Origin of the sequence: Serratia sp. PF-27 (genome assembly GCF_030053255.1) — a bacterium.
GTDB classification, from domain to species: Bacteria; Pseudomonadota; Gammaproteobacteria; order Enterobacterales; family Enterobacteriaceae; genus Serratia; species Serratia bockelmannii.
Genome location: NZ_JASGBT010000020.1, coordinates 96,763 through 119,087, shown reverse-complemented (window position 1 = coordinate 119,087; position 22,325 = coordinate 96,763). Strand labels below are relative to the sequence as shown.

The window sequence follows — 22,325 nt, the reverse complement described above, 5'->3', positions numbered from 1 at the left end:
AATCGCCGCGCTCTCATCTACAGTGGGGGCAAAATCTTGACCGGGTTCACGTTATCCATCACGAAAACTCTGCCGTCACGAGAGCAAGCAATTCGCCGGCCGCACGCCCTATCAGGCCGCCGGCGGGTTCCGTCCGCAGGAGAACAAATACATGACATCATTAAGTAAAGAAGCCGCGCTGGTGCATGCGGCACTGGAAGAGCGTGGTCTGGAGACACCGCTGCGCGGGGAAGTGCTGGATCGCGAAACGCGCAAGCGTCGTATCAAAGAGCACATGACTGAAATCATGCAGCTGCTGAATCTCGATCTGTCTGACGACAGCCTGGCGGAAACGCCGCATCGCATCGCCAAAATGTATGTCGACGAGATCTTCTCCGGGCTGGACTACGCCAACTTCCCGAAAATCACCGTCATCGAGAACAAGATGAAAGTGGATGAGATGGTGACGGTGCGCGATATCACGCTGACCAGCACCTGCGAGCACCACTTCGTCACCATCGACGGCAAGGCTACCGTGGCCTATATCCCGAAAGACTCGGTGATCGGTCTGTCGAAGATCAACCGCATCGTGCAGTTCTTCTCCCAGCGTCCGCAGGTGCAAGAGCGCCTGACCCAGCAGATCCTGGTCGCGCTGCAGACCCTGCTCGGTACCAATAACGTGGCGGTATCGATCGACGCGGTCCATTATTGTGTCAAGGCGCGCGGCATTCGCGACGCGACCAGCGCCACCACCACCACCTCGTTGGGGGGGCTGTTCAAGTCCAGCCAGAATACCCGCCAGGAGTTCCTGCGCGCGGTGCGTCATCACCAGGGGTGATGGCGTTGCGGGGCGACTCGCAATAGCATAACAGGCGCCTGCGGGCGCCTTTTTCATGAGCGGAAGACAGCGATAAAAAATGAACAGTCATCCTCTGCCGCGCATCGCTACGCTGGACTGCGTGCGCGGCATCGCCATCCTCGGCATCTTATTGCTGAACATCAGCGCCTTCGGCTTGCCGAAGGCCGCCTATCTCAACCCGGCCTATTTGGGGATGCCGTCGTCGCGCGATGCCTGGACCTGGGCGCTGCTGGATCTCTTCGCCCAGGCCAAGTTCCTGGCGATGTTCGCGCTGTTGTTCGGCGCTGGGTTGCACATGCTGCTGCGGCGCGGCAAAAGCTGGATCCGCGCGCGGCTGTCGTGGTTGGTGCTGTTCGGCCTCGCGCACGCCATCTTCCTGTGGGACGGCGATATTCTGCTGGCCTACGGGCTGATCGGCCTGGTGTGCTGGCGCATGATCCGTGAGGCCAAAGAAACTTTCCAACTGCTGAAAACCGGCGTGGTGCTCTACCTGATCGGCGTGGCGGTGCTGCTGCTGCTCGGTTTTATCTCGCACGGTGAACCGGGCAGCTTCTGGCAGCCGGGCGTGGCGGAGTTGCAGTACGAGAAGTTCTGGAAGCTGCAGGGCGGTTTCGAAGCCTGGCGCAGCCGCGCCGATCTGCTCTCGTCCAGCCTGCTGGCCATCGGCGCGCAGTATGGCTGGGAGCTGGCGGGGCTGATGCTGTTCGGCGCCGGGCTGATGCGCAGCGGCTGGCTGCGCGGCAGCTACTCATCCGGCTATTACCTGAGGCAGGCGGCGTGGCTGCTGCCGCTTTCGGTGCTGATCCAGCTGCCGGCGGTGGCGCTGCAATGGCAGGTGCAGTGGGACTATCGCTGGAGCGGTTTCCTGCTGCAGGTGCCGCGTGAGCTGGGCGCCCCGCTGCAGGCGATGGGCTATCTGGCGCTGTGTTACGGTTTCTGGCCCGCACTGTCGCGCCTGCGCATCGCCCACTGGCTGAGCCAGGTGGGGCGCATGGCGCTGAGCAACTACCTGCTGCAAACGCTGATCTGCACCACGTTGTTTTATCGCTTCGGTCTCTATGAGCAGTTCGACCGGCTGCAGCTGTTGGCGTTCGTGCCGCTGGTCTGGCTGGCCAACCTGGCGTTTTCCGTACTGTGGCTGCGTTATTTCGCTCAGGGGCCGATGGAGTGGCTGTGGCGCAAGCTGACGCAGCTGGCCGCCGGCGAAGCGGAGCCCAAAACGCTGAAATGAGTGCCCATCGGCAGGTTAAAAAAATGTATGTAAACGTTTTCTTTCCTGTGACGTAATTCACGCGAGCAGCGGGCCAATCGGGGTAGGATAGCGCCACCGGCCACTACCCCGATTTCAGGATCCCGCATGCCTCCAGTTCATCCGATCACCATTCGCGACGTGGCGAAACGCGCCGGGGTCTCCGTGGCGACCGTCTCCCGCGTGTTGAACCACAGCGCGCTGACCAGCAAGGAGACGCGCGAGCAGGTGCTGCAGGCGGTGGCGGATCTGGGCTATCGCCCCAACGCCAACGCGCAGGCGCTGGCGACCCAAAGCAGCGATACCCTGGGCGTGGTGGTGATGGACGTCTCCGATCCGTTCTTCGGCGCGCTGGTGAAAGCGGTTGACACGGTGGCGCAGAAACACCACAAATACCTGCTGATCGGCAACAGCTATCATCAGGCGGACAAAGAGCGCCATGCGATCGAAGTGCTGATCCGTCAGCGCTGTAATGCCCTGATTGTTCACGCCAAAGCCCTGAGCGACGCCGAGCTGATCGGCTTTCTGGAGCAGGTGCCGGGCATGGTGCTGATCAATCGGATTATCCCCGGCTATGAGCCACGCTGCGTCGGGCTGGATAACGTCTGCGGCGCGGAAATGGCAATGCGTCTTTTGCTGTCGCAGGGCCATCGGCGCATCGGCTACCTGGGCTCCAATCACCCGATCGAAGACGGGTCGCTACGCCAGCGGGGCTATGCGCAGGCGATGGCCGCCGCCGGGCTGGCCACGCCGGACAACTGGCGCGCCTACGGTTCGCCGGATCTGCAGGGCGGCGAGGCGGCGATGGTGGAACTGCTGGGGCGTAATCTACAGCTGAGCGCGGTGTTCGCTTACAACGACGCCATGGCCGCCGGCGCCATGGCGGTGCTGAAAGAAAACGGTATCACGGTACCGCAGCATTTCTCGCTGATCGGCTTCGACGACATTCCCATCGCGCGTTACACCAGCCCCAAACTCACCACGGTGCGTTACCCGATCGTTTCGATGGCCACGCTGGCCACCGAGCTAGCATTGCAGGGCGCAGCAGGCCTGGCGGAGCCGCAGGCCGCTCATCTGTTCATGCCGACGCTGGTGCGGCGCCATTCTGTCGCCCCCTGGCAAAGTGAGGCGACGGTCACTCTCTGACGATTTAATCCTGTGTAACCGTTTTCAATCTGTGAGAAAATTCACAGAATATTAACATCACGCCGTCTATGCTCTAGGCGTTTTCCGGCGCAAAGGCCCTTGCCGCTGCAACCTTTATCTCGCGCTGACACAGCATTTCTCGGAAATAATAAGATCCACGGACGACAGGTGTTGAGTGGAAATCGCCTGGCCTGGGGTGTGCGCACTGCCGGTGACCATTGGCTCAAAGACGAGTAATACCCTACACAGAACCGGAGACTGACAATGAATAAGAAGGTTTTCACCCTGGCCGCCATGGCCGCAGCCATGATGTTTGGCGCCGCAGCCCATGCTGATACCCGTATTGGCGTCACGATTTACAAATACGACGACAACTTCATGTCGGTGGTGCGCAAGGCGATCGAGAAAGATGCCAAGGCTTCGCCGGACGTCACTCTGCTGATGAATGACTCGCAGAACGACCAGTCCAAACAGAACGATCAGATCGACGTGCTGCTGGCCAAGGGCGTGAAAGCGCTGGCGATCAACCTGGTCGACCCGGCCGCGGCACCGGTGGTTATCGATAAGGCGCGCGCAAACGATATCCCGGTGGTGTTCTACAACAAAGAACCTTCCCGCAAGGCGTTGGACAGCTATGACAAGGCATATTACGTCGGCACCGACTCCAAAGAGTCCGGCGTGATCCAGGGCGAGCTGATCGCCAAACACTGGCAAGCCAACCCGGCCTGGGATCTGAACAAAGACGGCCAGATCCAGTTCGTGCTGCTGAAGGGCGAACCGGGCCACCCGGATGCCGAAGCGCGCACTACCTACGTGGTGAAGACGCTGAACGAAAAAGGCATCAAGACCCAGCAGCTGCAGATGGATACCGCGATGTGGGATACCGCGCAGGCGAAAGACAAGATGGACGCCTGGCTCTCCGGCCCGAATGCCAACAAGATTGAAGTGGTGATCGCCAACAACGACGCCATGGCGATGGGCGCGGTGGAAGCGCTGAAAGCGCACAACAAGACCAGTATCCCGGTGTTCGGCGTCGATGCGCTGCCTGAAGCGCTGGCGCTGGTGAAATCCGGCGCGATGGCGGGCACGGTGCTGAACGACGCCGACAACCAGGCGAAAGCCACCTTCGAGCTGGCGAAAAACCTGGCGGCAGGCAAACCGGCCACCGAAGGCACCCAATATAAAGTCGAAAATAAAGTCGTGCGTATCCCTTACGTCGGTGTAGATAAAGACAACCTGTCTCAGTTCGTTAAATAAGAATTGAGATCCCGCTAAGACCCCGCCTGCGGCGCCAACACCAGGGATACCGCCGGCGGGGATGTTTACGACTGCAAGATCGTTAAGCCAGGTGTATTTATGGCCGATAGCTCACGCGAATTTTTGCTGGAAATGACGGATATCTGTAAGTCATTTCCCGGCGTCAAAGCTTTGGACAATGTCAATTTACGCGTCCGTCCGCACTCGATTCACGCCCTGATGGGGGAGAACGGGGCGGGGAAATCGACGTTGCTGAAATGCCTGTTCGGCATTTATAAAAAAGACAGCGGTAGCATTGTGTTTCAGGGCAGGGAAATCGATTTCAAGAGCTCGAAGGAAGCGTTGGAACACGGCGTTTCGATGGTACATCAGGAGCTGAACCTGGTGCTGCAACGCACCGTGATGGACAACATGTGGCTGGGGCGCTATCCGACCAAAGGCCTGTTCGTCGATCAGGACAAGATGTTCAAAGACACCCAGGCGATCTTTGACGAGCTGGATATCGACATCAACCCGCGCGAAAAGGTGGGCAACCTGTCGGTGTCGCAGATGCAGATGATCGAGATCGCCAAGGCGTTTTCCTACGACGCCAAGATCGTCATCATGGATGAACCGACCTCTTCGCTGACGGAGAAAGAGGTCAATCATCTGTTCACCATCATCCGCAAGCTGAAAGAACGCGGCTGCGGCATCGTCTATATCTCGCACAAGATGGAAGAGATCTTCCAGCTGTGCGACGAGATAACGGTGCTGCGCGATGGTCAGTGGATCGCCACCCAGCCGCTGGAAGGGCTGGATATGGACAAGATCATCGCCATGATGGTCGGCCGCTCGCTGAGCCAGCGTTTCCCCGACAGGCAAAACACGCCGGGCGAAGTGATCCTTGAGGTGAAGAACCTGACGTCGCTGCGCCAGCCCTCGATCCGCGATGTGTCCTTCGATCTGCATCAGGGCGAGATCCTCGGCATCGCCGGGCTGGTGGGCGCCAAACGCACCGATATCGTCGAGACGCTGTTCGGCATTCGCGAAAAGGTGGCGGGTACTATCAAGCTGCACGGTAAAGCGATCGATAACCACAGCGCCAACGAAGCAATCAACCACGGTTTTGCGTTGGTGACCGAAGAGCGCCGATCCACCGGGATTTATGCTTACCTCGACGTGGGCTTCAACTCGCTGATCTCCAATATCCGCAACTATAAAAACAAGCTCGGCCTGCTGGATAACGCGCGGATGAAGAGCGACACCCAGTGGGTGATTGACGCCATGCGGGTGAAAACGCCGGGGCATCACACCCATATCGGCTCGCTGTCCGGCGGCAATCAGCAGAAGGTGATCATCGGCCGTTGGCTGTTGACGCAGCCGGAGATCCTGATGCTGGATGAACCGACGCGCGGCATCGACGTGGGCGCCAAGTTCGAGATTTATCAGCTGATGACCGAACTGGCGAAGAAGGGCAAGGGGATCATTATCGTCTCGTCCGAAATGCCGGAGCTTTTGGGGATCACCGACCGTATTTTGGTGATGAGCAATGGTCAGGTTGCGGGCATCGTTAATACCAAACAGACCTCGCAAAATGAAATCTTACGTCTCGCCTCCCTGCACCTTTAAGGATCGGAATTATGAACGCGCTAAATAAAAAAACCTTATTTACCTATTTCAAGGAAGGCGGCATTTACGTGGTGTTGCTGGTGCTGTTGGCCATCATCATCATTCAGGATCCTACCTTCCTCAGCCTGATGAACTTGAGCAACATCCTGACGCAGTCTTCGGTGCGCATCATCATCGCGCTGGGCGTGGCGGGGCTGATCGTGACTCAGGGCACCGACCTGTCCGCCGGGCGGCAGGTGGGGCTGGCGGCAGTGGTGGCGGCCACGCTGCTGCAATCGATGGATAACGTCAACAAGGTATTCCCGCACATGGAAACCTGGTCGATTCCCCTGGTCATCTTACTGGTGTGTGCGGTCGGCGCGGTGATCGGTCTGGTTAACGGCCTGATTATTGCCTATCTCAACGTAACGCCGTTCATCACCACTTTGGGCACCATGATCATCGTCTACGGCATCAACTCGCTGTATTACGATTCGGTCGGCGCTTCGCCGGTCGCGGGTTTCGATCCGAAGTTTTCCACCTTTGCCCAGGGCTTCTTGCGCTTCGGCGACTTTAAGCTGTCGTACATTACCTTCTATGCGCTGATCGCCATCATATTCGTCTGGATCCTGTGGACCAAGACCCGCTTCGGCAAGAACATCTTTGCCATCGGCGGCAACCCGGAAGCGGCTAAGGTGTCCGGCGTCAACGTGCCGTTGAACCTGATCATGATCTATGCGCTGTCCGGCGTGTTCTACGCCTTCGGCGGCTTGCTGGAAGCGGGGCGCATCGGCAGCGCCACCAATAACCTCGGCTTTATGTATGAGCTGGACGCTATCGCCGCCTGCGTGGTGGGGGGCGTCTCGTTTGCCGGCGGGGTGGGTACGGTGTGGGGCGTGGTGACCGGGGTGATCATCTTTACCGTCATCAACTACGGCCTGACCTATATCGGCATCAACCCGTACTGGCAGTACATCATCAAGGGCAGCATCATCATCTTCGCCGTGGCGTTGGACTCGTTGAAATACGCCAAGAAGAAGTAGATTTCCTGCAGCACAGACAACAAGGCCGGCCTATTTTGCCGGCCTTTCTTTTTGGGCGTTTTCTGCGTCAGGGCTGTTTGGCTTTCTGTTTCTCTTCTTTCAGCTTGTGCTCCAGCTCAACCAACTGTTCCGGTGACACGGCGGGATAACCCTGGGCGTCTTCCGGCACGGTGTGCATGGCGGAGATCGGGATCAGCGGGCCGAGGAAGCGCGGCTCGCGCTTGAGGATGTACAGATCGGTCAGCGCACCCAGGCGAGCGAAGATCTCGCGGGCGCGCACCGTCATCATGTCCTTCGGCGACGGCACCGCGTAGCACTGCGCCTGAATGCCCATGTGCAAGGCGATGAACAGCGCGCGCTCGCAGTGGAAACGCTGGGTGATGATGATGAAATCGTTGGTGTCGAACACTTTGCGGGTGCGCACGATGGAGTCTAGAGTGCGGAAGCCGGCGTAGTCCAGCACGATATCGCTCGGCGCCACGCCGGCGGCGATCAGATCGCGACGCATGGTCATCGGTTCGTTGTAGCTTTGCTGGGCATTGTCGCCGCTCAGCAGCAGGTATTTCACCTTGCCGCTGTTATAGGCGTTGATCGCCCCTTGAATGCGGTAACGGTAGTACTGGTTGATCACCCCGGTGCGGTAATACTTGGCCGTGCCGAGCACCACGCCAACCTGGCGGTGCGGCAGCTCCTGCAGTTCGTCGTAGACGTAAGGCGCGGTTTTCCAGCTGATCCAGCGATCGAGCGCAATAGCCGAACCCATCAACACCGCAATGATGATGAACAGGCTGATGATCAGGCGTTTCCACATGTTGTTGCCTTACGCGCGCCGGGCTGAAAAAGATGGATCAAGGCTACTTTACCTGACCGATCGACGCAAGACGCGAACCGCCTGAAGCACGCGCAACGCCGCATTTTTAGGCGGTTTTGCCGCACAAAAAAGCCCGGCGGAGCCGGGCTGGGTCATTTCAGCGCGTCAATCAGAACGAGGTGCGCTTGTAGCTGCGGTACTGCGGCCGCCAGAAGTTGTGCTCGATGGCTTTCGACAGCGCGTCTTCGGAGGTGACGATCGCCACACCCTGTAGCTGCGCCGCTTTACCCACTTCCATGGCGATGCACTTCGACACGCCCTGAATATCGTCGATATTCGGCAGCAGTGCGCCGTGGCCGTCGGTGGCCAGCGGCGAACAGTCCGCCAGCGCGCGGCTGGCGGCCATCAGCATAGCGTCGGTGACGCGGGTGGCGCCGGAGGCCAGCACGCCGAGGCCAATCCCTGGGAAGATGTAGGAGTTGTTGCACTGGGCGATCGGGTACAGCTGCTCTTTATAGCTCACCGGTGCGAACGGGCTGCCGGTCGCGACCAGGGCGGCGCCGTCGGTCCAGTTGATGATGTCTTCTGGGCGGGCTTCCACGCGCGAGGTCGGGTTGGATAGCGGCATCACGATAGGGCGTTCGCAGTGCTTGTGCATTTCGCGGATCAGCTCTTCGGTAAACAGCCCCGGCTGGCCGGAAACGCCGATCAGAATGGTCGGCTTGGCGTTGCGCACCACGTCCAGCAGCGAGATGGCGTCGCTGGCGGTTTCCCAACCGGTCAGGTTGTCGCTCTTCTGTACCAGCTTGCTCTGGAAATCGAGCAGGTTCGGCAGTTTGTCGGTCAGCAGGCCGAAGCGGTCGACCATGAATACGCGGGCGCGCGCTTCGTCTTCGCTCAACCCTTCGGACTTCATCTGCGCGATGATCTGCTCGGCGATGCCACAGCCGGCGGAACCGGCACCGAGGAAGGTGACGGTCTGATCGCGCAGCTGGCTGCCGGCGGCGCGGCTGGCGGCGATCAGGCTGCCGAGGGTCACCGCGGCAGTGCCCTGAATGTCATCGTTGAAGCAGCAGATCTCGTCGCGATAGCGGTTCAACAACGGGGTGGCGTTGTTCTGTGCGAAGTCTTCGAACTGCAGCAGCACGTTCGGCCAGCGGCGTTTGACCGCCTGAATAAACTCTTCGACGAAGGCGTGGTACTCCTCGCCGGAGATGCGCGGATGGCGCCAGCCCATGTACAGCGGATCGTTGAGGCGCTGCGGGTTGTTGGTGCCGACGTCCAGCACCACCGGCAGGGTATAGGCCGGGCTGATGCCGCCGCAGGCGGTGTACAGCGACAGCTTGCCGATGGGAATGCCCATGCCGCCGATGCCCTGGTCGCCCAGGCCGAGGATACGCTCGCCGTCGGTGACCACGATCACCTTGACGTTCTGCTTGGTGGCGTTTTGCAGCATGTCATCGATGCGATCGCGGTTCGGGTAGGAGATGAACAGCCCGCGCGCGCGGCGATAGATATCGGAGAAGTGCTCGCAGGCCTCGCCGACGGTCGGGGTGTAAATGATCGGCATCATCTCGCTCAGGTGCGAGTCCAGCAGGCGGTAGAACAGGGTTTCGTTGGTGTCCTGGATGTTGCGCAGGTAGATGTGCTTGTCGTTATCGTTCTTGAAATCCTGATACTGACGGTAGGCGCGTTCCACCTGTTCTTCGATGGTTTCCACCGCCTCCGGCAGCAGGCCGTGCAGGTTGAAGTGGCTACGTTCTTCCTCGGTGAAAGCGCTGCCTTTGTTCAGCAGCGGAAATTCCAGCAGAATCGGGCCGGCGTAAGGGATATAGAGCGGGCGTTTGCTTTCGTATTCTAGTTCCATCAGTTTTACTCTTCACGTATCAGATAACTTTATTGCCGACGATCCTAAGAGATAAAGAGAAGATGTACAGCATTTGTTGCCAGATGATGAACCAGGTTGGCGTAATTATCGACAATCAAATGATTTTTTTAACTAAAGAAAGTGTTTCTTGCGGCGTCGGGGCATTGTATTTGGCGGGCGGGGCTGTTAACGGCGGAACCGGATGGCCCCGCCGTGGTGCGCTTAGAAAGTGGCGCGGCTGACGTTCTGGCAGCCTAGCGCCGCCAGGGTGGCGCGGGTGGCGTCCCACTGGCTGAGGATCGCCTCCTGCGGCTCGACCAGTACGGCGCGGCGAATGTTCAGGCAATCGTCGCCGGAGAGGTTCAGCAGGATCAGCGCGGCCTGCAGCGGCGGCAGGCTAGGGTTGAAGGCGGCGTTTTCCGCATAACGGCCGGCATAGATAATGCCGTCTGTCGTTTCCAGCGCCACGCCGCTGTGGGCGTTGCTGTACGGTGCGTGACTCTGATTGGCCGCCGCCAGTGCCGCCTGTGTCAGTGCGTCGTCCAGCGCCAGCTGGTGACCGTGATCGACCTTGTCCATCAGCAGCGAAGCGATATCCAGATCTTTCGGGCCGAAGGCGTCCGGCAGATAGTCCGCCAGCGTAGCCGGCGCGCGGCCCGGCAGACGGATCTGCAGTTCGCCGCCGCTGTTCAGCTCATTCATAAACTGGCGGCAATGACCGCACGGCGTGTAATTGACGGTGACCGAGGCCAGCGCCGATTCACCGCGCAGCCAGGCATGGGTAACCGCGCACTGTTCTGCATGCACGGTTTGCTGCAGCGGTGCGCCGCTGAATTCCATATTGGCGCCGAAATAGAGGTTGCCACTTTGCCCGCGCGCGATGGCGCCGACGTGGAAATGCGATATCGGGGTTAACGAGCAGGCCGCCGCCAGCGGCAGCAGCGCGAATGCCAGCGCATCATCGTCCAGCCCGCAACCTGTGCGGATCGCCGCCGCTTGCTCGGCCGTGAACATCGCCGGAAAGTCAGGCGCGTCCAGATAGGGCCGCAGGGCGGATTGCAGTGTCGCGGGCAGTGCGCTGAAAGCGGTGTGAAAACGCGGATGCATAGAAGGTCTCTCTACGAGTTAACGGGGTAACATTCTAGGCAGGCCAGAGACATTAAAGTGTGATTAATATCTCTTAATTGGTGAAATTAATGCAATGAAATAAATAAATGCGAGATGTATCGCAAGTTTCGCCGTATTCAGCCGAACAGATGCAGCAGCACCGGGAACAGGAACGGCGCCAGCAGTGAGGTGATGATGCCGCAGATCACCAGCGCCAGCGAGCCGAATGCGCCTTCCTGGTAGTCCATCTCCGCGCAGCGTGCGGTGCCCAGCGCGTGGGATGCGGTGCCCATCGCCAGGCCGCGCGCAGAGTGGGTGGTGATTTTCAACAGGTTGAACAGCGTATGGCCGAACACGGCGCCGAGGATACCGACGAAAATGACGCAGACTGCGCTGATCGCCGGAATACCGCCGAGCGAGTCCGCGACGGCCATGGCGATTGGCGTAGTGACCGATTTCGGCAGGATAGAGGCGGCGATTTCCGGCGTGGCGCCCAGCCACAGGGCGATGGCGCCGCCGCTGATCATGGCGGTCAGGCTGCCGATGAAGCACACCGCGATAATCGACTTCCAGCGCGCGCGGATCTGGTGCAGCTGTTCATACAGCGGGAAGGCCAGTGCGACAACCGCCGGCTGCAGCAGATCGTTGAGGATTTTGCTGCCCTGAAAGTAGCGCTCATAGGGGATGCCGGTGAGCAGCAGCAGCGGGATGATCACCGCCATGGACACCAGCAGCGGATTGAGCAGCGGCATGTTCAGCTTGCGCGCCAGCCAGCGCGCGGCGAAATAGACCGCCAGCGTCAGCGGCAGCGACCACCAGATTTCATGGATCATGGGTTGCCCTCCGTGTCGTCGGGCTTACCGGCGATGCGGCGCTCGCGGTGAAAATAGTGTGAGGTATAGCCGACCACCACCAGCACCATCAGCGTGCTGATGAGGCAAGAGATGACCAGCGGGCCCAGATGCGCGACGATCTGGTCATAGTATTTCATCACCCCGACGCCGATAGGCACGAACAGCAGCACCATATAGCGGATCAGCAAATGGCAGCCGGGTTTAACCCATTTGGCCGGCATAATCTGGGTCGAGAGCAGGGCGAACAGCAACAGCATGCCGAGAATGCTGCCGGGAATGGCGAACGGCAGCAGCGCCGCCACTGCATTGCCGACGAACAGACACAGGTAGATGAGGAGCAGGGCTCTCAGGTATTTCCAGCACAGTGTGAGCACGTTGGCCATTGTCTTTCCCCGTTTAATTGCTGCATTCATCATACAATTAAACTGTGAGCCATGCCACAGATCGCACCATGAATTATCGCTATGGGTGCCATACCCGATCGGCGGGTTGACAGCCTGCAATGGCTACCACGCGCGGGTTCAGCGCGTGTCTTCGGCCGCTGCCGCCGCGTGTTCTGCCAGCCGGTGGCCGAGGAAGAAAAACAGCAGGCTGAGCAGCGCGGCGACGATCAGCATCACGAACATCAGCGGCGGCGCGGCATAGCTGAGCAGCACCCCGCACAGTACCGGGTTGATGGCGCCGCCCAGCGCGCTGAGATTCTGTACTCCATAGTAGCTGCCTTTCAGGTGCGGGGGCGCGATAAAGTCGATGAACATGTATTCCACCGGGATCACGATGATTTCGCCGAGGGTAAACACCGCCATCGCCGCCAGCCACAGCCAGACCGCCTGGCCGGCCGCCATGAAACCGAGCAGCCCGACGATGAAAAACAGCGTGCCCAGCACCAGCCAGCGCAGCATGTTTTCCTGGCGCATACCGCGGCTGAGCAGGTATTGCAGGGCGATAACGATGCTGGCGTTGACGATCATCACCAGCCCGATGATTTTGTAGGCGAACTCGGCGCTGGAGACGGTGATCAGATACTGCGACAGATAGCCGGTGAACTGACCGAACACCACGGCGCCCAGGGTGCTGCCGAGGGTGAAGTAGATAAGCCGCCGATCGCTCCGCAGGATTGTCAGCGTCTGGCGGAAGTTGGGGAGCGCGGCCGGTGCGGCGGCTGGCGTTGCGCGCTGTTGCCGACCGCGCAAGCGCAGGCTTAGCGCCGCCACCGTCGCCAGCGCCAACCCGCCCGACAGGTAAAACGGCAGCAGCGGGCTAAGCCCGGCCACCAGAACGCCGAGCGCAGAACCGATCGCCCAGCCGACGTTGACCAGCGTGTAGTTGATTGAGAAAGCCTTGATGCGCTGCTCGACCGGCAACCCGTCGGCGAAGCAGGCCTTAATGGTGATGCTCAGCACCGAATAACAGGTATGCAAGATGGCCAGCACCACGATCACGCCGCCGGGGCGCGGGATCCAGGGAATGGCGAAGAAGCTCAGCGCAAACAATACAATCGACAGCAGGATCAGGCGGTTCTTGCTGAACTTGTCAACCAGATAGCCGCCGTACAGGCTGGCAAGGATGCCGAGGGTCAGGCTGACGCCCAGGATCACGCCCACGCTCTTCGGCAGCAGATGGAAATGCTCGGTGAGGTAGATGGTAATGAACGGCAGCGTCACGCCGCGGCCGATGGTCAACACCAGCGAACTGGCCAGCAGCATGTTAATCAGCGAGGGGAATCCCTTCATTCGAAGCCTGTTTATGCATACAGTTATTGGGCGATGCAGATAACATAGCGTATTTTGGCGAGGACGGAAGGGGGAAGCCGAAAATTAGTTTAAAAACAGAGGCTGCGTCGGCAGCCTCGTCAAAAACAGCATTATTTACCGTGTTCGGCCTGCAGCGTGGCGAACCACGGTTGCACGAAGTCGCTGCTGCTGCCCCAGCCGGGGATGATCTTCGCCAGCCCGGCGACGTTGACCGGCCCCGGCTGCGCCAGCAGCAGCGCCTGCGGAATGACCGTCGCTTTGAACTGATAGCTGTCCGGCGTGCTTTCCCCGGCGATCTTGTTGGCCACCAGGCGCACGTTGACTGCGCCGATAAGCTTCGGATCCACCGCCACGCTGACCTGCCACGGGCTGCCCGCTTCGCGCATCAGCTGCAAGTCCTGGTTGGAGATATCGATGCTGTACAGCTTGATCTCGGTGCGGCCGTTCTCTTTCAACGCTTTGTAAGCGCCCTGAGTGAAGGCGTCCCAGGTGCCCCAGATGGCGTCGATCTTGCCTTTCGGGTATTTCGCCAGCACCGCGCCCACCTTGTTGGCGGTATCGCCCTGCACGTCGGATGAAACCGCGCCAATCGATTCCAGCTCGTGAATGCCCGGATGCTGTTTCAGCAGCTGCTGATAGGCGGCCTGGCGGCGTTCCATCGGTGGGAAGCCGGCTACCCAGAGTTTGATGATGTTGGCCTGGCCGTTGAAATCCTTCACTAACTGGCCGAAGGAGGCGTTGGCCAGCGAAGCGTCGTCCTGCTGCGAGACGGTGACGCCGGGAACGCTGCCACTGACGTCGGTATCGAACGCCGCGACGGCGATGCCGGCTGCCGCGATGCGTTTGACCAGCTCGGTGGAATAGGGGGCTCGCCCCTGTGAGAGAATGATGCCGTCATATTTCTGGCTGATAGCCTGGTTGACGAAGTCCTGGAAGCGCGCGTCGTCGCCGTTGCTGAGGAAGGTGTCCACCTTGAAGCCCAGCTTGCGTCCTTCCTGGATGGCACCCGCCAAAAATTGCGTGGTGTTGTCGTCGGAACCGAGGTTGCGGATCACCGCGATGCGCACCGGCCCCTGATGCTGAGCGATGGCAGCTGGCACGGCGGCGTTTTCCGCTGCCTGCAACGGCAGGGCAGCCAGCAGGCTGAGGGCGAGCAGCGAAGTCTTGACGTTTTTCATTATTATAGGCTCCAAAAAGCAGGGAAACGATCCCGGTGAAGGTCTGTTATAGCAGTCTTTCTGTCTGGACGTCTATTTGTTGTTGCGGAGCATCATAGCGAGATGCGGCAGGCGAGGGAATCAGAGCGGTTATGACTTTTTCTTACTGCTTATAACGTCGGGTTTGAGACATTAAAAAAGGGCCGAGCAAGCTCGACCCTCGATGTTACGCACCGGTGCGGTTATTTGACCTGCATACCAGGCTGCGCGCCGCTGTCCGGGCTCAGCAGGAAGATCTCTTTCCCGCCAGGGCCCGCCGCCATCACCATGCCTTCCGAAACGCCGAAACGCATTTTGCGCGGCGCCAGGTTGGCGACCATGATGGTCAGACGGCCTTCCAGCGCTTTCGGATCCGGGTAAGCGGAGCGAATGCCGGAGAAGATCTGGCGCAGTTCGCCGCCCAGATCCAGCTGTAGTTTCAGCAGCTTGTCGGAGCCTTCGACAAAGTCGGCGTTCTTGATCAGAGCGATGCGCATGTCTACCTTGGCAAAGTCGTCGAAGGTGATGGTTTCCTGAATAGGATCATCGGCCAATGGACCGGTCACCGGTTTGGCGGCGGCCATGTCTTCCTTCGAGGCGTTGACCATCTCGCTGACCTTATCCAGATCGATACGGTTGAACAGCGCTTTGAATGCGTTCACCTGGTGGCCCAGCAGCGGTTGCGGGATTGCGTCCCAGCTCAGCTCGGCGTTGAGGAACGCTTCGGCGCGTTCGGTCAGCGAAGGCAGCACCGGCTTCAGGTAAGTCATCAGCACGCGGAACAGGTTGATGCCCATCGAGCAGATGGCCTGCAGATCGGCATCGCGGCCTTCTTCCTTCGCCACCACCCACGGTGCCTGCTCATCCACGTAACGGTTGGCCAGATCGGCCAGCGCCATGATTTCGCGGATCGCGCGGCTGAACTCGCGGCTGGCGTAAGCTTCGGCGATGCTCTGCGCCGCGTCGACGAAGGTCTGGTACAGCGCCGGATCGGCGAGGCTGTCGGCCAGCTTGCCGCCGAAGCGCTTGTTGATAAAGCCGGCGTTGCGCGAAGCGAGGTTCACCACCTTGTTGACAATGTCGGCGTTCACGCGCTGCACGAAGTCTTCCAGATTGAGATCGATGTCATCAATGCGTGAAGAGAGCTTGGCGGCGTAGTAATAGCGCAGGCAGTCGGCATCCAGATGCTGCAGGTAGGTGCCGGCCTTGATGAAGGTGCCGCGCGACTTGGACATCTTGGCGCCGTTCACCGTCACGTAACCGTGCACGAACAGGTTGGTCGGTTTGCGGAAGTTGCTGCCTTCCAGCATCGCCGGCCAGAACAGGCTGTGGAAGTAGACGATGTCCTTGCCGATGAAGTGATAGAGCTCGGTGGTGGCGTCTTTGCGCCAGAACTCGTCGAAGTCCAGATCGCCGCGTTTGTCGCACAGGTTCTTGAAGGAACCCATGTAGCCGATCGGTGCGTCCAGCCAGACGTAGAAGTATTTGCCCGGCGCATCCGGGATTTCGAAGCCGAAGTAAGGCGCATCGCGGGAGATGTCCCACTGCTGCAGGCCGGATTCGAACCACTCCTGCATCTTGTTCGCCACTTGCTCTTGCAACGCGCCGGAGCGCGTCCACGCCTGCAGCATTTCGCTGAAGGCCGGCAGATCGAAGAAGAAGTGCTCGGAGTCGCGCATTACCGGCGTCGCGCCGGAAACCACGGACTTCGGATCGATCAGTTCCGTCGGGCTGTAGGTGGCGCCACACACTTCGCAGTTGTCGCCGTATTGGTCCGGCGATTTGCATTTCGGGCAGGTGCCCTTCACGAAACGGTCCGGCAGGAACATACCTTTCTCCGGATCGTACAGCTGAGAAATGGTGCGGTTCTTGATAAAACCGTTTTCTTTCAGGCGGCTGTAAATCAGGGTGGACAGCTCACGGTTTTCATCGCTATGGGTCGAGTGATAGTTGTCATAGCTGATGCCAAAGCCGGCGAAATCCTGTTGGTGCTCCTGGCTCATCTCCGCGATCATTTCTTCCGGTTTTACGCCCAGCTGCTGCGCTTTCAGCATGATCGGCGTGCCGTGCGCGTCGTCCGCGCAAATGAAATGCACTTCGTGGCCGCGCATTCGTTGGTAACGCACCCAGATATCCGCCTGGATGTGCTCGAGCATGTGGCCGAGATGGATGGAACCATTTGCGTACGGTAGCGCGCACGTCACCAATAATTTTTTCGCGACTTGAGCCATAGTGAGAACTTGCTTTCTGTAATGAATAAAAGGGCCTTCGATGTTAACCGATCGCGCTCTTCGCTGCTAGGGCGGTTTCTTGCAGGTTATACGCGCCAGCCGCCGGGCAGTTCTGATATGCTTAGCCGGAAGCTACCCATTCAAAATCAAGGAGCCGGGATGAACGCAAAATCCCCTGAGCAGACCAACCCCGAAGTTCTGCGCGCCCTGGTGACCGGTGTACTGGCCGCCTTTGAACACCCGACGTTGAAAAACAACCTGACCGCATTGAAGGCTATCCATCACTGCGCGTTGCTGGACGATGTGCTGCATATCGAACTGACGATGCCGTTTGCCTGGCTGAGCGGCTTTGAAGCGCTGCAGGCAAGCGTTGGCCCCGAGCTGCTGCGCGTGACCGGCGCCAGCGCCATCGATTGGAAGCTGAAACACGATATCACGACGCTGAAGCGTGCCAACGGCCAGGCCGGTATCAAAGGCGTGCGCAATATCATCGCCGTCAGCTCCGGTAAAGGCGGGGTGGGGAAATCCACCACCGCCGTCAACCTGGCGCTGGCGCTGGTCGCCGAAGGGGCCAAGGTCGGCATTCTGGACGCCGACATATACGGCCCGTCGATCCCCAATATGCTGGGCACCGAACACGAGCGGCCGACTTCGCCGGACGGTCAACATATGGCACCAATCATGGCGCACGGCCTGGCGACCAACTCTATTGGCTATCTGGTGACCGACGACAATGCTATGGTGTGGCGCGGACCGATGGCCAGTAAGGCGCTGATGCAGCTGTTGCAGGATACGCTGTGGCCGGATCTGGATTATCTGGTGCTGGACATGCCGCCGGGTACCGGCGACATTCAGCTGACGCTGTCGCAGAACATTCCGGTGACCGGCGCACTGGTGGTTACCACCCCGCAGGATATCGCTTTGCTGGATGCCGCCAAGGGCATCGTGATGTTCGAGAAAGTGCATGTGCCGGTGCTGGGCATCGTGGAGAACATGAGCGTGCATATCTGCAGCAACTGCGGTCACCATGAGCCGATTTTTGGCACCGGTGGCGCCGAGAAGCTGGTGCAGAAATACCACAGTCGTCTGCTGGGGCAGATGCCGTTGCATATTTCGCTGCGCGAAGATCTGGATCGCGGTACGCCGACGGTGATCAGCCGACCGGACAGCGAATTCGCCGACATGTATCGTCAATTGGCCGGCCGTGTGGCTGCGCAGATGTATTGGCAGGGCGAGGCGATCCCGACAGAGATTGCGTTCCGCGCGCTGTAATCAGCCTATCGCAATGCAAGAACCCGGCTTAAACGCCGGGTTTTTTTATAGGATGCGGGCTGGGTTGTGCAAATCTGCCCGGGTATAAGGACGTTCGATCTGTGCCAGCGTTTTGGCGATATGCTCCAGCAATCCCTGGGTGGGAGCCGGCTGCCGCTGTCCCATCAGCGCCAATGGCAAGGCCAGCGCGATGGCGAAGTGCGGCCAAGAGAGATGCGGGCGCGTTTTGCTCCGCTGCAACCACAGGAACAGTGCGCTGGCCAGGTAGCCTAAAATCAGCCCGCTGATCACCTCAGATACCGAGTGCACGCGAATTTCCAGCCGCGAAACGCCAATGGCGAAAGGTAATATCCACCCGGTCAGTAAAGCGATGCTACGTATGGGGTGGGAAAAGCGACCGGTCAACGTCCAAAGCAATGGCGGCCAGATGCTTGCCGCGAGGGCTGAATGGCCGCTGAATCCGGTGAAGTCATAACTTGCGCTACCAATGCCCCAGCCCATAAAGGCCAGTTTGGACAGGCAGACCAGCCCGCCGGTGAAACCGAAGATCAGCGCCCATTGCCAGCCTGCCGCGCGAGTGGCGGGAGACGCGATCAGCAACAAAAACAGAATCAGCGCGCAGGGCAGCAGCAGCATGCTGTCGCCGAAAAAAGTCAGAAAATACCAATCCAGCACATCAATCTCCGATGAAAGGGGACGGGGAGCAAAAGTCAGCGCCGTGGAGTGTAACCCGTTACGGCGCGTTGCCCTAGGCGTGAGATTCTTAAAATGCCGCTTGCCCGTGGCGTGACAGCCCGAATTCGCCCGCCGTTGCGCAATATACAGTGGCGCAAACCCCGGCGACTCCCTATAATTGTCGCGTTTTAGTTCCCCCCTTCACACTATGAAATCAGGTCTTTAATTTTATGACTGACAATCCGCATCAGTGCGTCATTATTGGTATAGCTGGCGCATCTGCCTCCGGAAAAAGCCTTATCGCCAGCACGTTGTACCGCGAACTCCGCGAGCAGGTCGGCGATGAGCACATCGGCGTTATTCCAGAAGACAGTTACTATAAAGACCAGACTCACCTGACCATGGAAGAACGGGTCAAAACCAACTACGACCACCCGAGCGCCATGGATCACAACCTGCTGTTCCAGCATCTGCAGATGCTGAAGGCCGGTAAGGCGATCGAGCTGCCGCTGTACAGCTACACCGAACACACGCGCAAGAAAGAAACTGTCCACCTGGAACCTAAAAAAGTCATTATTCTGGAAGGGATCTTGCTGCTGACGGATATCCGCCTGCGCCAGGAAATGAACTTCTCGATCTTTGTCGACACGCCATTGGATATCTGCCTGATGCGCCGCATGAAGCGCGACGTCAACGAGCGCGGCCGCTCGATGGATTCGGTGATGGCGCAATACCAGAAGACCGTGCGCCCGATGTTCCTGCAATTTATCGAACCTTCCAAACAATACGCCGATATCATCGTCCCGCGCGGTGGCAAAAACCGCATCGCGATCGATATTCTGAAAGCCAAAATCAGCCAATTCTTTGAATAATGCCCCTTAATGGCCGGAAATGTGCATTTCCGGCCGGCGGCCAACTATTTGCACCCCGGCGTAGACCTTTCGCCCGTTGTGTGGCAATTTTTGTTTAGTTATGCGTTTTGATGGAGAAGAGAGACATGAGACTGTGTGACCGCGATATAGAAGCCTGGCTGGATAGCGAGAAACTGGTGATTTCCCCGCGCCCGCCGCTCGAACGCATCAACGGGGCCACAGTAGATGTCCGCTTGGGCAATCAGTTCCGCGTGTTCAGTGGCCATACCGCGCCTTTTATCGATCTTAGCGGACCGAAAGACGAAGTCAGCGCCGCGTTGGATCGCGTGATGAGCGACGAGATTGTCCTGCCGGAAGGCGAGGCGTTCTTCCTTCATCCCGGCGAGCTGGCCCTGGCGGTGACGTTCGAATCCGTGACGTTGCCGGACGATCTCGTGGGGTGGCTCGACGGCCGTTCTTCTCTGGCGCGCCTGGGGCTGATGGTACACGTCACTGCGCACCGTATCGATCCGGGCTGGCATGGGCGCATCGTGCTGGAGTTTTACAACTCCGGCAAGTTGCCGCTGGCGCTGCGGCCGGGGATGCTGATTGGCGCCTTGAGCTTTGAGCCGTTGTCCGGCCCGGCGGCCCGGCCTTATAACAGCCGGCAGGACGCAAAATATCGCGATCAGCAGGGCGCAGTAGCCAGTCGAATCGACAAGGACTAACGGCGCGGGATGCACCGTCGGTGTGGCGCTGACAAGAGGGTGGCATGAGAAGATTACTGACGACATTGGCGATTTTATTGGTGGTCGTGGTGGCGGGGATGTCCGCGCTGGTACTGCTGGTCAATCCGAATGATTTTCGCGGTTACATGGTCAAAAAGGTCGAACAGAAGAGCGGCTACCAACTGACGCTCGAAGGCGACCTACGTTGGCATATCTGGCCACAGCTCAGCATTCTGGCCGGGCGCATGACGCTGACCGCGCCGGGTGCCAAGGCGCCGGTAGTGAGCGCGGAAAACATGCGCCTCGATGTCAAACTATTGCCTCTATTGTCGCATCAGCTGTTTGTTAAACAGGTGATGCTGAAAAATGCCGTCATTCGCCTCACGTCCGACAGTGAAGAGCACTCTCAGGTGGACGCCCCGATCGCACCCGCCGGTAGCGGTACTGACGCGGCAGACGTGGCCTGGAAGTTCGATATCGACAACCTACGGGTCGTGGACAGCCTGCTGGTTTGGCAGCGCGCCGACAACGAGCAAATCAATGTCCGGGATATCAATCTCACTCTGCAACAAACGGAGAAACGGCAGGCGCAGCTGGAACTTTCCAGTCGGGTTAACCGCGATCAGCGTGACCTGACCTTCAGCATGGCGGCCGATGTCGATCTACAGCAGTTCCCACGCCAGATCGGCGCCAAAGTGACTCAGTTCAATTACCAACTGGTGGGCGCGGATATTCTTAATGGCGGTATTCAGGGAGAGGGCAATGCACAGGTGGTCTATCAGCAGACGCCAGCGCAGATTGCCATCAGCCAACTGAACGTCAGTGCCAATAACAGCCAATTGGCCGGCGATATCAGTGCCAGCCTCGGGACGGTGCCTGGCTATGTGGTGAATCTGAATTCGGCTAATCTCGATCTCGACGCGCTTTCCGGTTGGCAATCCAGCACTAATACCGCCGAGCAGCCCGCCGTGACCGCCGCGCCGGTGATCGCCAGCCAGGTTGACGATCGGCAGCAGAACCTGGAAGCGCTGCGCAATTTCAATGCACAGTTGAATCTGCAGGCGGCGCAGTTGACCTACCGCGGTATGAACGTTACCCAGTTAGCCGTCGCGGCGGATAATCAACGCGGCCTACTGACGCTGCATAAACTTGTCGGGCAATTGGCCGGCGGTGATTTCTCCTTGCCGGGCTCGCTGGACGCGCGCGGTAATAAACCGGTGATCAGCGTGCAGCCGACGTTGAACCAGGTTGAACTCGGCACGGTGCTCAAAGCCTTCGACATGCCGCAGATGCTGACCGGCAAATTCAGCATGAAAGGGGATCTGACCGGCGATCGTCTTTCTTCACAGTCATTTGAGCACCGCTGGCGCGGTACGGCGCAGCTGGCGATGCAGGATGCGCAGTTGCACGGCCTGAACATTCAGCAACTGATCCAACAGGCGGTGGCGCGCAACGATAACAGCGTGCGCGGGCAAGACAGCTATCAGCGCTATACCGAGGTCAAAAGCGTCTCTGCGCAGGCCAGCCTGAATCAAGGCACGGTCAAGCTCAGCGGTCTGACGGCGGATTCTCCTTTGCTGGCGCTGACCGGCGCCGGCAGCATCGATATGCCGGGCAAGCAGTGCGATATGGCGCTTAACGTGCGCGTCACCGGCGGATGGCAAGGGCGCGGCGAGCTGATCGAACAACTGCAAAAAACGCCGATTCCGCTGCGGGTTTACGGGCCTTGGCAACAGCTGAATTATCAACTGCAAGTCGATAAAGTGCTGCGAAAAACGCTGCAGGATCGGGCCAAGGATGCGTTGAACAAGTGGGCTGAAAAGAACAAGGATTCGCGCGAAGGCCAGGATCTGAAGAAG

General features: G+C 59.2%; 19 protein-coding genes. 10 read left to right on the top strand and 9 right to left on the bottom strand.

Annotated features, from left to right (window positions below):
• The first annotated feature begins 151 nt into the window (after positions 1-151).
• The 6 genes from folE (at position 152) to mglC (ending at position 7,120) form a co-directional block, all read left to right on the top strand.
• Positions 152-817, top strand: coding sequence for a GTP cyclohydrolase I FolE (gene folE / locus QMZ29_RS13505; RefSeq protein WP_004938969.1), 666 nt, complete (start codon positions 152-154; stop codon positions 815-817).
• A 79-nt stretch (positions 818-896) separates the two neighbouring features.
• Positions 897-2,069, top strand: a complete 1,173-nt coding sequence (yeiB, locus tag QMZ29_RS13500; RefSeq protein WP_060432735.1) for a DUF418 domain-containing protein YeiB — start codon at positions 897-899, stop codon at positions 2,067-2,069.
• 126 nt (positions 2,070-2,195) lie between these two features.
• Complete coding sequence (gene galS / locus QMZ29_RS13495) at positions 2,196-3,233, top strand: HTH-type transcriptional regulator GalS (protein ID WP_282980768.1); 1,038 nt, start codon at positions 2,196-2,198, stop codon at positions 3,231-3,233.
• A gap of 264 nt (positions 3,234-3,497) precedes the next feature.
• A complete protein-coding gene (gene mglB / locus QMZ29_RS13490) occupies positions 3,498-4,490 on the top strand; it encodes a galactose/glucose ABC transporter substrate-binding protein MglB (protein WP_025302149.1) in 993 nt (330 codons plus the stop codon).
• A 99-nt stretch (positions 4,491-4,589) separates the two neighbouring features.
• Positions 4,590-6,098, top strand: coding sequence for a galactose/methyl galactoside ABC transporter ATP-binding protein MglA (gene mglA / locus QMZ29_RS13485; protein WP_004938959.1), 1,509 nt, complete (start codon positions 4,590-4,592; stop codon positions 6,096-6,098).
• A gap of 11 nt (positions 6,099-6,109) precedes the next feature.
• Positions 6,110-7,120, top strand: a complete 1,011-nt coding sequence (mglC, locus tag QMZ29_RS13480) for a galactose/methyl galactoside ABC transporter permease MglC (protein WP_004938953.1) — start codon at positions 6,110-6,112, stop codon at positions 7,118-7,120.
• A gap of 67 nt (positions 7,121-7,187) precedes the next feature.
• On the opposite strand, the gene sanA is transcribed toward mglC, so the two are convergent.
• The 8 genes from sanA to metG form a co-directional block, all read right to left on the bottom strand.
• Complete coding sequence (gene sanA, locus QMZ29_RS13475; protein WP_004938948.1) at positions 7,188-7,931, bottom strand: outer membrane permeability protein SanA; 744 nt, start codon at positions 7,929-7,931, stop codon at positions 7,188-7,190.
• A gap of 169 nt (positions 7,932-8,100) precedes the next feature.
• Complete coding sequence (locus QMZ29_RS13470) at positions 8,101-9,798, bottom strand: NAD-dependent malic enzyme (protein WP_025302151.1); 1,698 nt, start codon at positions 9,796-9,798, stop codon at positions 8,101-8,103.
• Between the two features lie 222 nt (positions 9,799-10,020).
• Positions 10,021-10,905, bottom strand: coding sequence for a cytidine deaminase (cdd, locus tag QMZ29_RS13465; RefSeq protein WP_089195688.1), 885 nt, complete (start codon positions 10,903-10,905; stop codon positions 10,021-10,023).
• 137 nt (positions 10,906-11,042) lie between these two features.
• On the bottom strand, positions 11,043-11,738 hold the full coding sequence (locus tag QMZ29_RS13460; protein ID WP_019454415.1) for a CidB/LrgB family autolysis modulator: 696 nt from the start codon (positions 11,736-11,738) through the stop codon (positions 11,043-11,045).
• On the bottom strand, positions 11,735-12,142 hold the full coding sequence (locus QMZ29_RS13455) for a CidA/LrgA family protein (RefSeq protein WP_025302154.1): 408 nt from the start codon (positions 12,140-12,142) through the stop codon (positions 11,735-11,737). Before QMZ29_RS13455 ends, QMZ29_RS13460 begins: the two co-directional genes overlap by 4 nt.
• 138 nt (positions 12,143-12,280) lie before the next feature.
• Positions 12,281-13,492: an MFS transporter gene (locus tag QMZ29_RS13450; RefSeq protein ID WP_049205818.1), complete on the bottom strand. Its 1,212-nt coding sequence runs from the start codon at positions 13,490-13,492 to the stop codon at positions 12,281-12,283.
• Between the two features lie 131 nt (positions 13,493-13,623).
• On the bottom strand, positions 13,624-14,691 hold the full coding sequence (locus QMZ29_RS13445) for a sugar ABC transporter substrate-binding protein (protein ID WP_049205821.1): 1,068 nt from the start codon (positions 14,689-14,691) through the stop codon (positions 13,624-13,626).
• Between the two features lie 221 nt (positions 14,692-14,912).
• Complete coding sequence (gene metG / locus QMZ29_RS13440; RefSeq protein ID WP_261423853.1) at positions 14,913-16,940, bottom strand: methionine--tRNA ligase; 2,028 nt, start codon at positions 16,938-16,940, stop codon at positions 14,913-14,915.
• Between the two features lie 159 nt (positions 16,941-17,099).
• Here metG and apbC point away from each other — a divergent pair, with 159 nt between their 5' ends.
• Positions 17,100-18,212, top strand: a complete 1,113-nt coding sequence (apbC, locus tag QMZ29_RS13435) for an iron-sulfur cluster carrier protein ApbC (protein ID WP_261423851.1) — start codon at positions 17,100-17,102, stop codon at positions 18,210-18,212.
• A gap of 45 nt (positions 18,213-18,257) precedes the next feature.
• Here the strand turns inward: apbC and QMZ29_RS13430 are convergent, their stop codons facing one another.
• Entirely contained in the window at positions 18,258-18,887 is a 630-nt protein-coding gene (locus QMZ29_RS13430; RefSeq protein ID WP_025302159.1) for a phosphatase PAP2 family protein, read from the bottom strand.
• Positions 18,888-19,117: 230 nt separating this feature from the next.
• Between QMZ29_RS13430 and udk the strand changes: the two genes are divergently transcribed.
• The 3 genes from udk to asmA form a co-directional block, all read left to right on the top strand.
• Complete coding sequence (udk, locus tag QMZ29_RS13425) at positions 19,118-19,759, top strand: uridine kinase (RefSeq protein WP_004938922.1); 642 nt, start codon at positions 19,118-19,120, stop codon at positions 19,757-19,759.
• Positions 19,760-19,884: 125 nt separating this feature from the next.
• The gene (gene dcd, locus QMZ29_RS13420) at positions 19,885-20,466 is read left to right on the top strand and encodes a dCTP deaminase (protein WP_019454407.1); all 582 of its coding nucleotides are present in this window, start codon (positions 19,885-19,887) and stop codon (positions 20,464-20,466) included.
• 44 nt (positions 20,467-20,510) lie between these two features.
• Positions 20,511-22,325: outer membrane assembly protein AsmA (asmA, locus tag QMZ29_RS13415; protein WP_283225781.1), on the top strand; the 1,815-nt coding region annotated here is incomplete at its 3' end.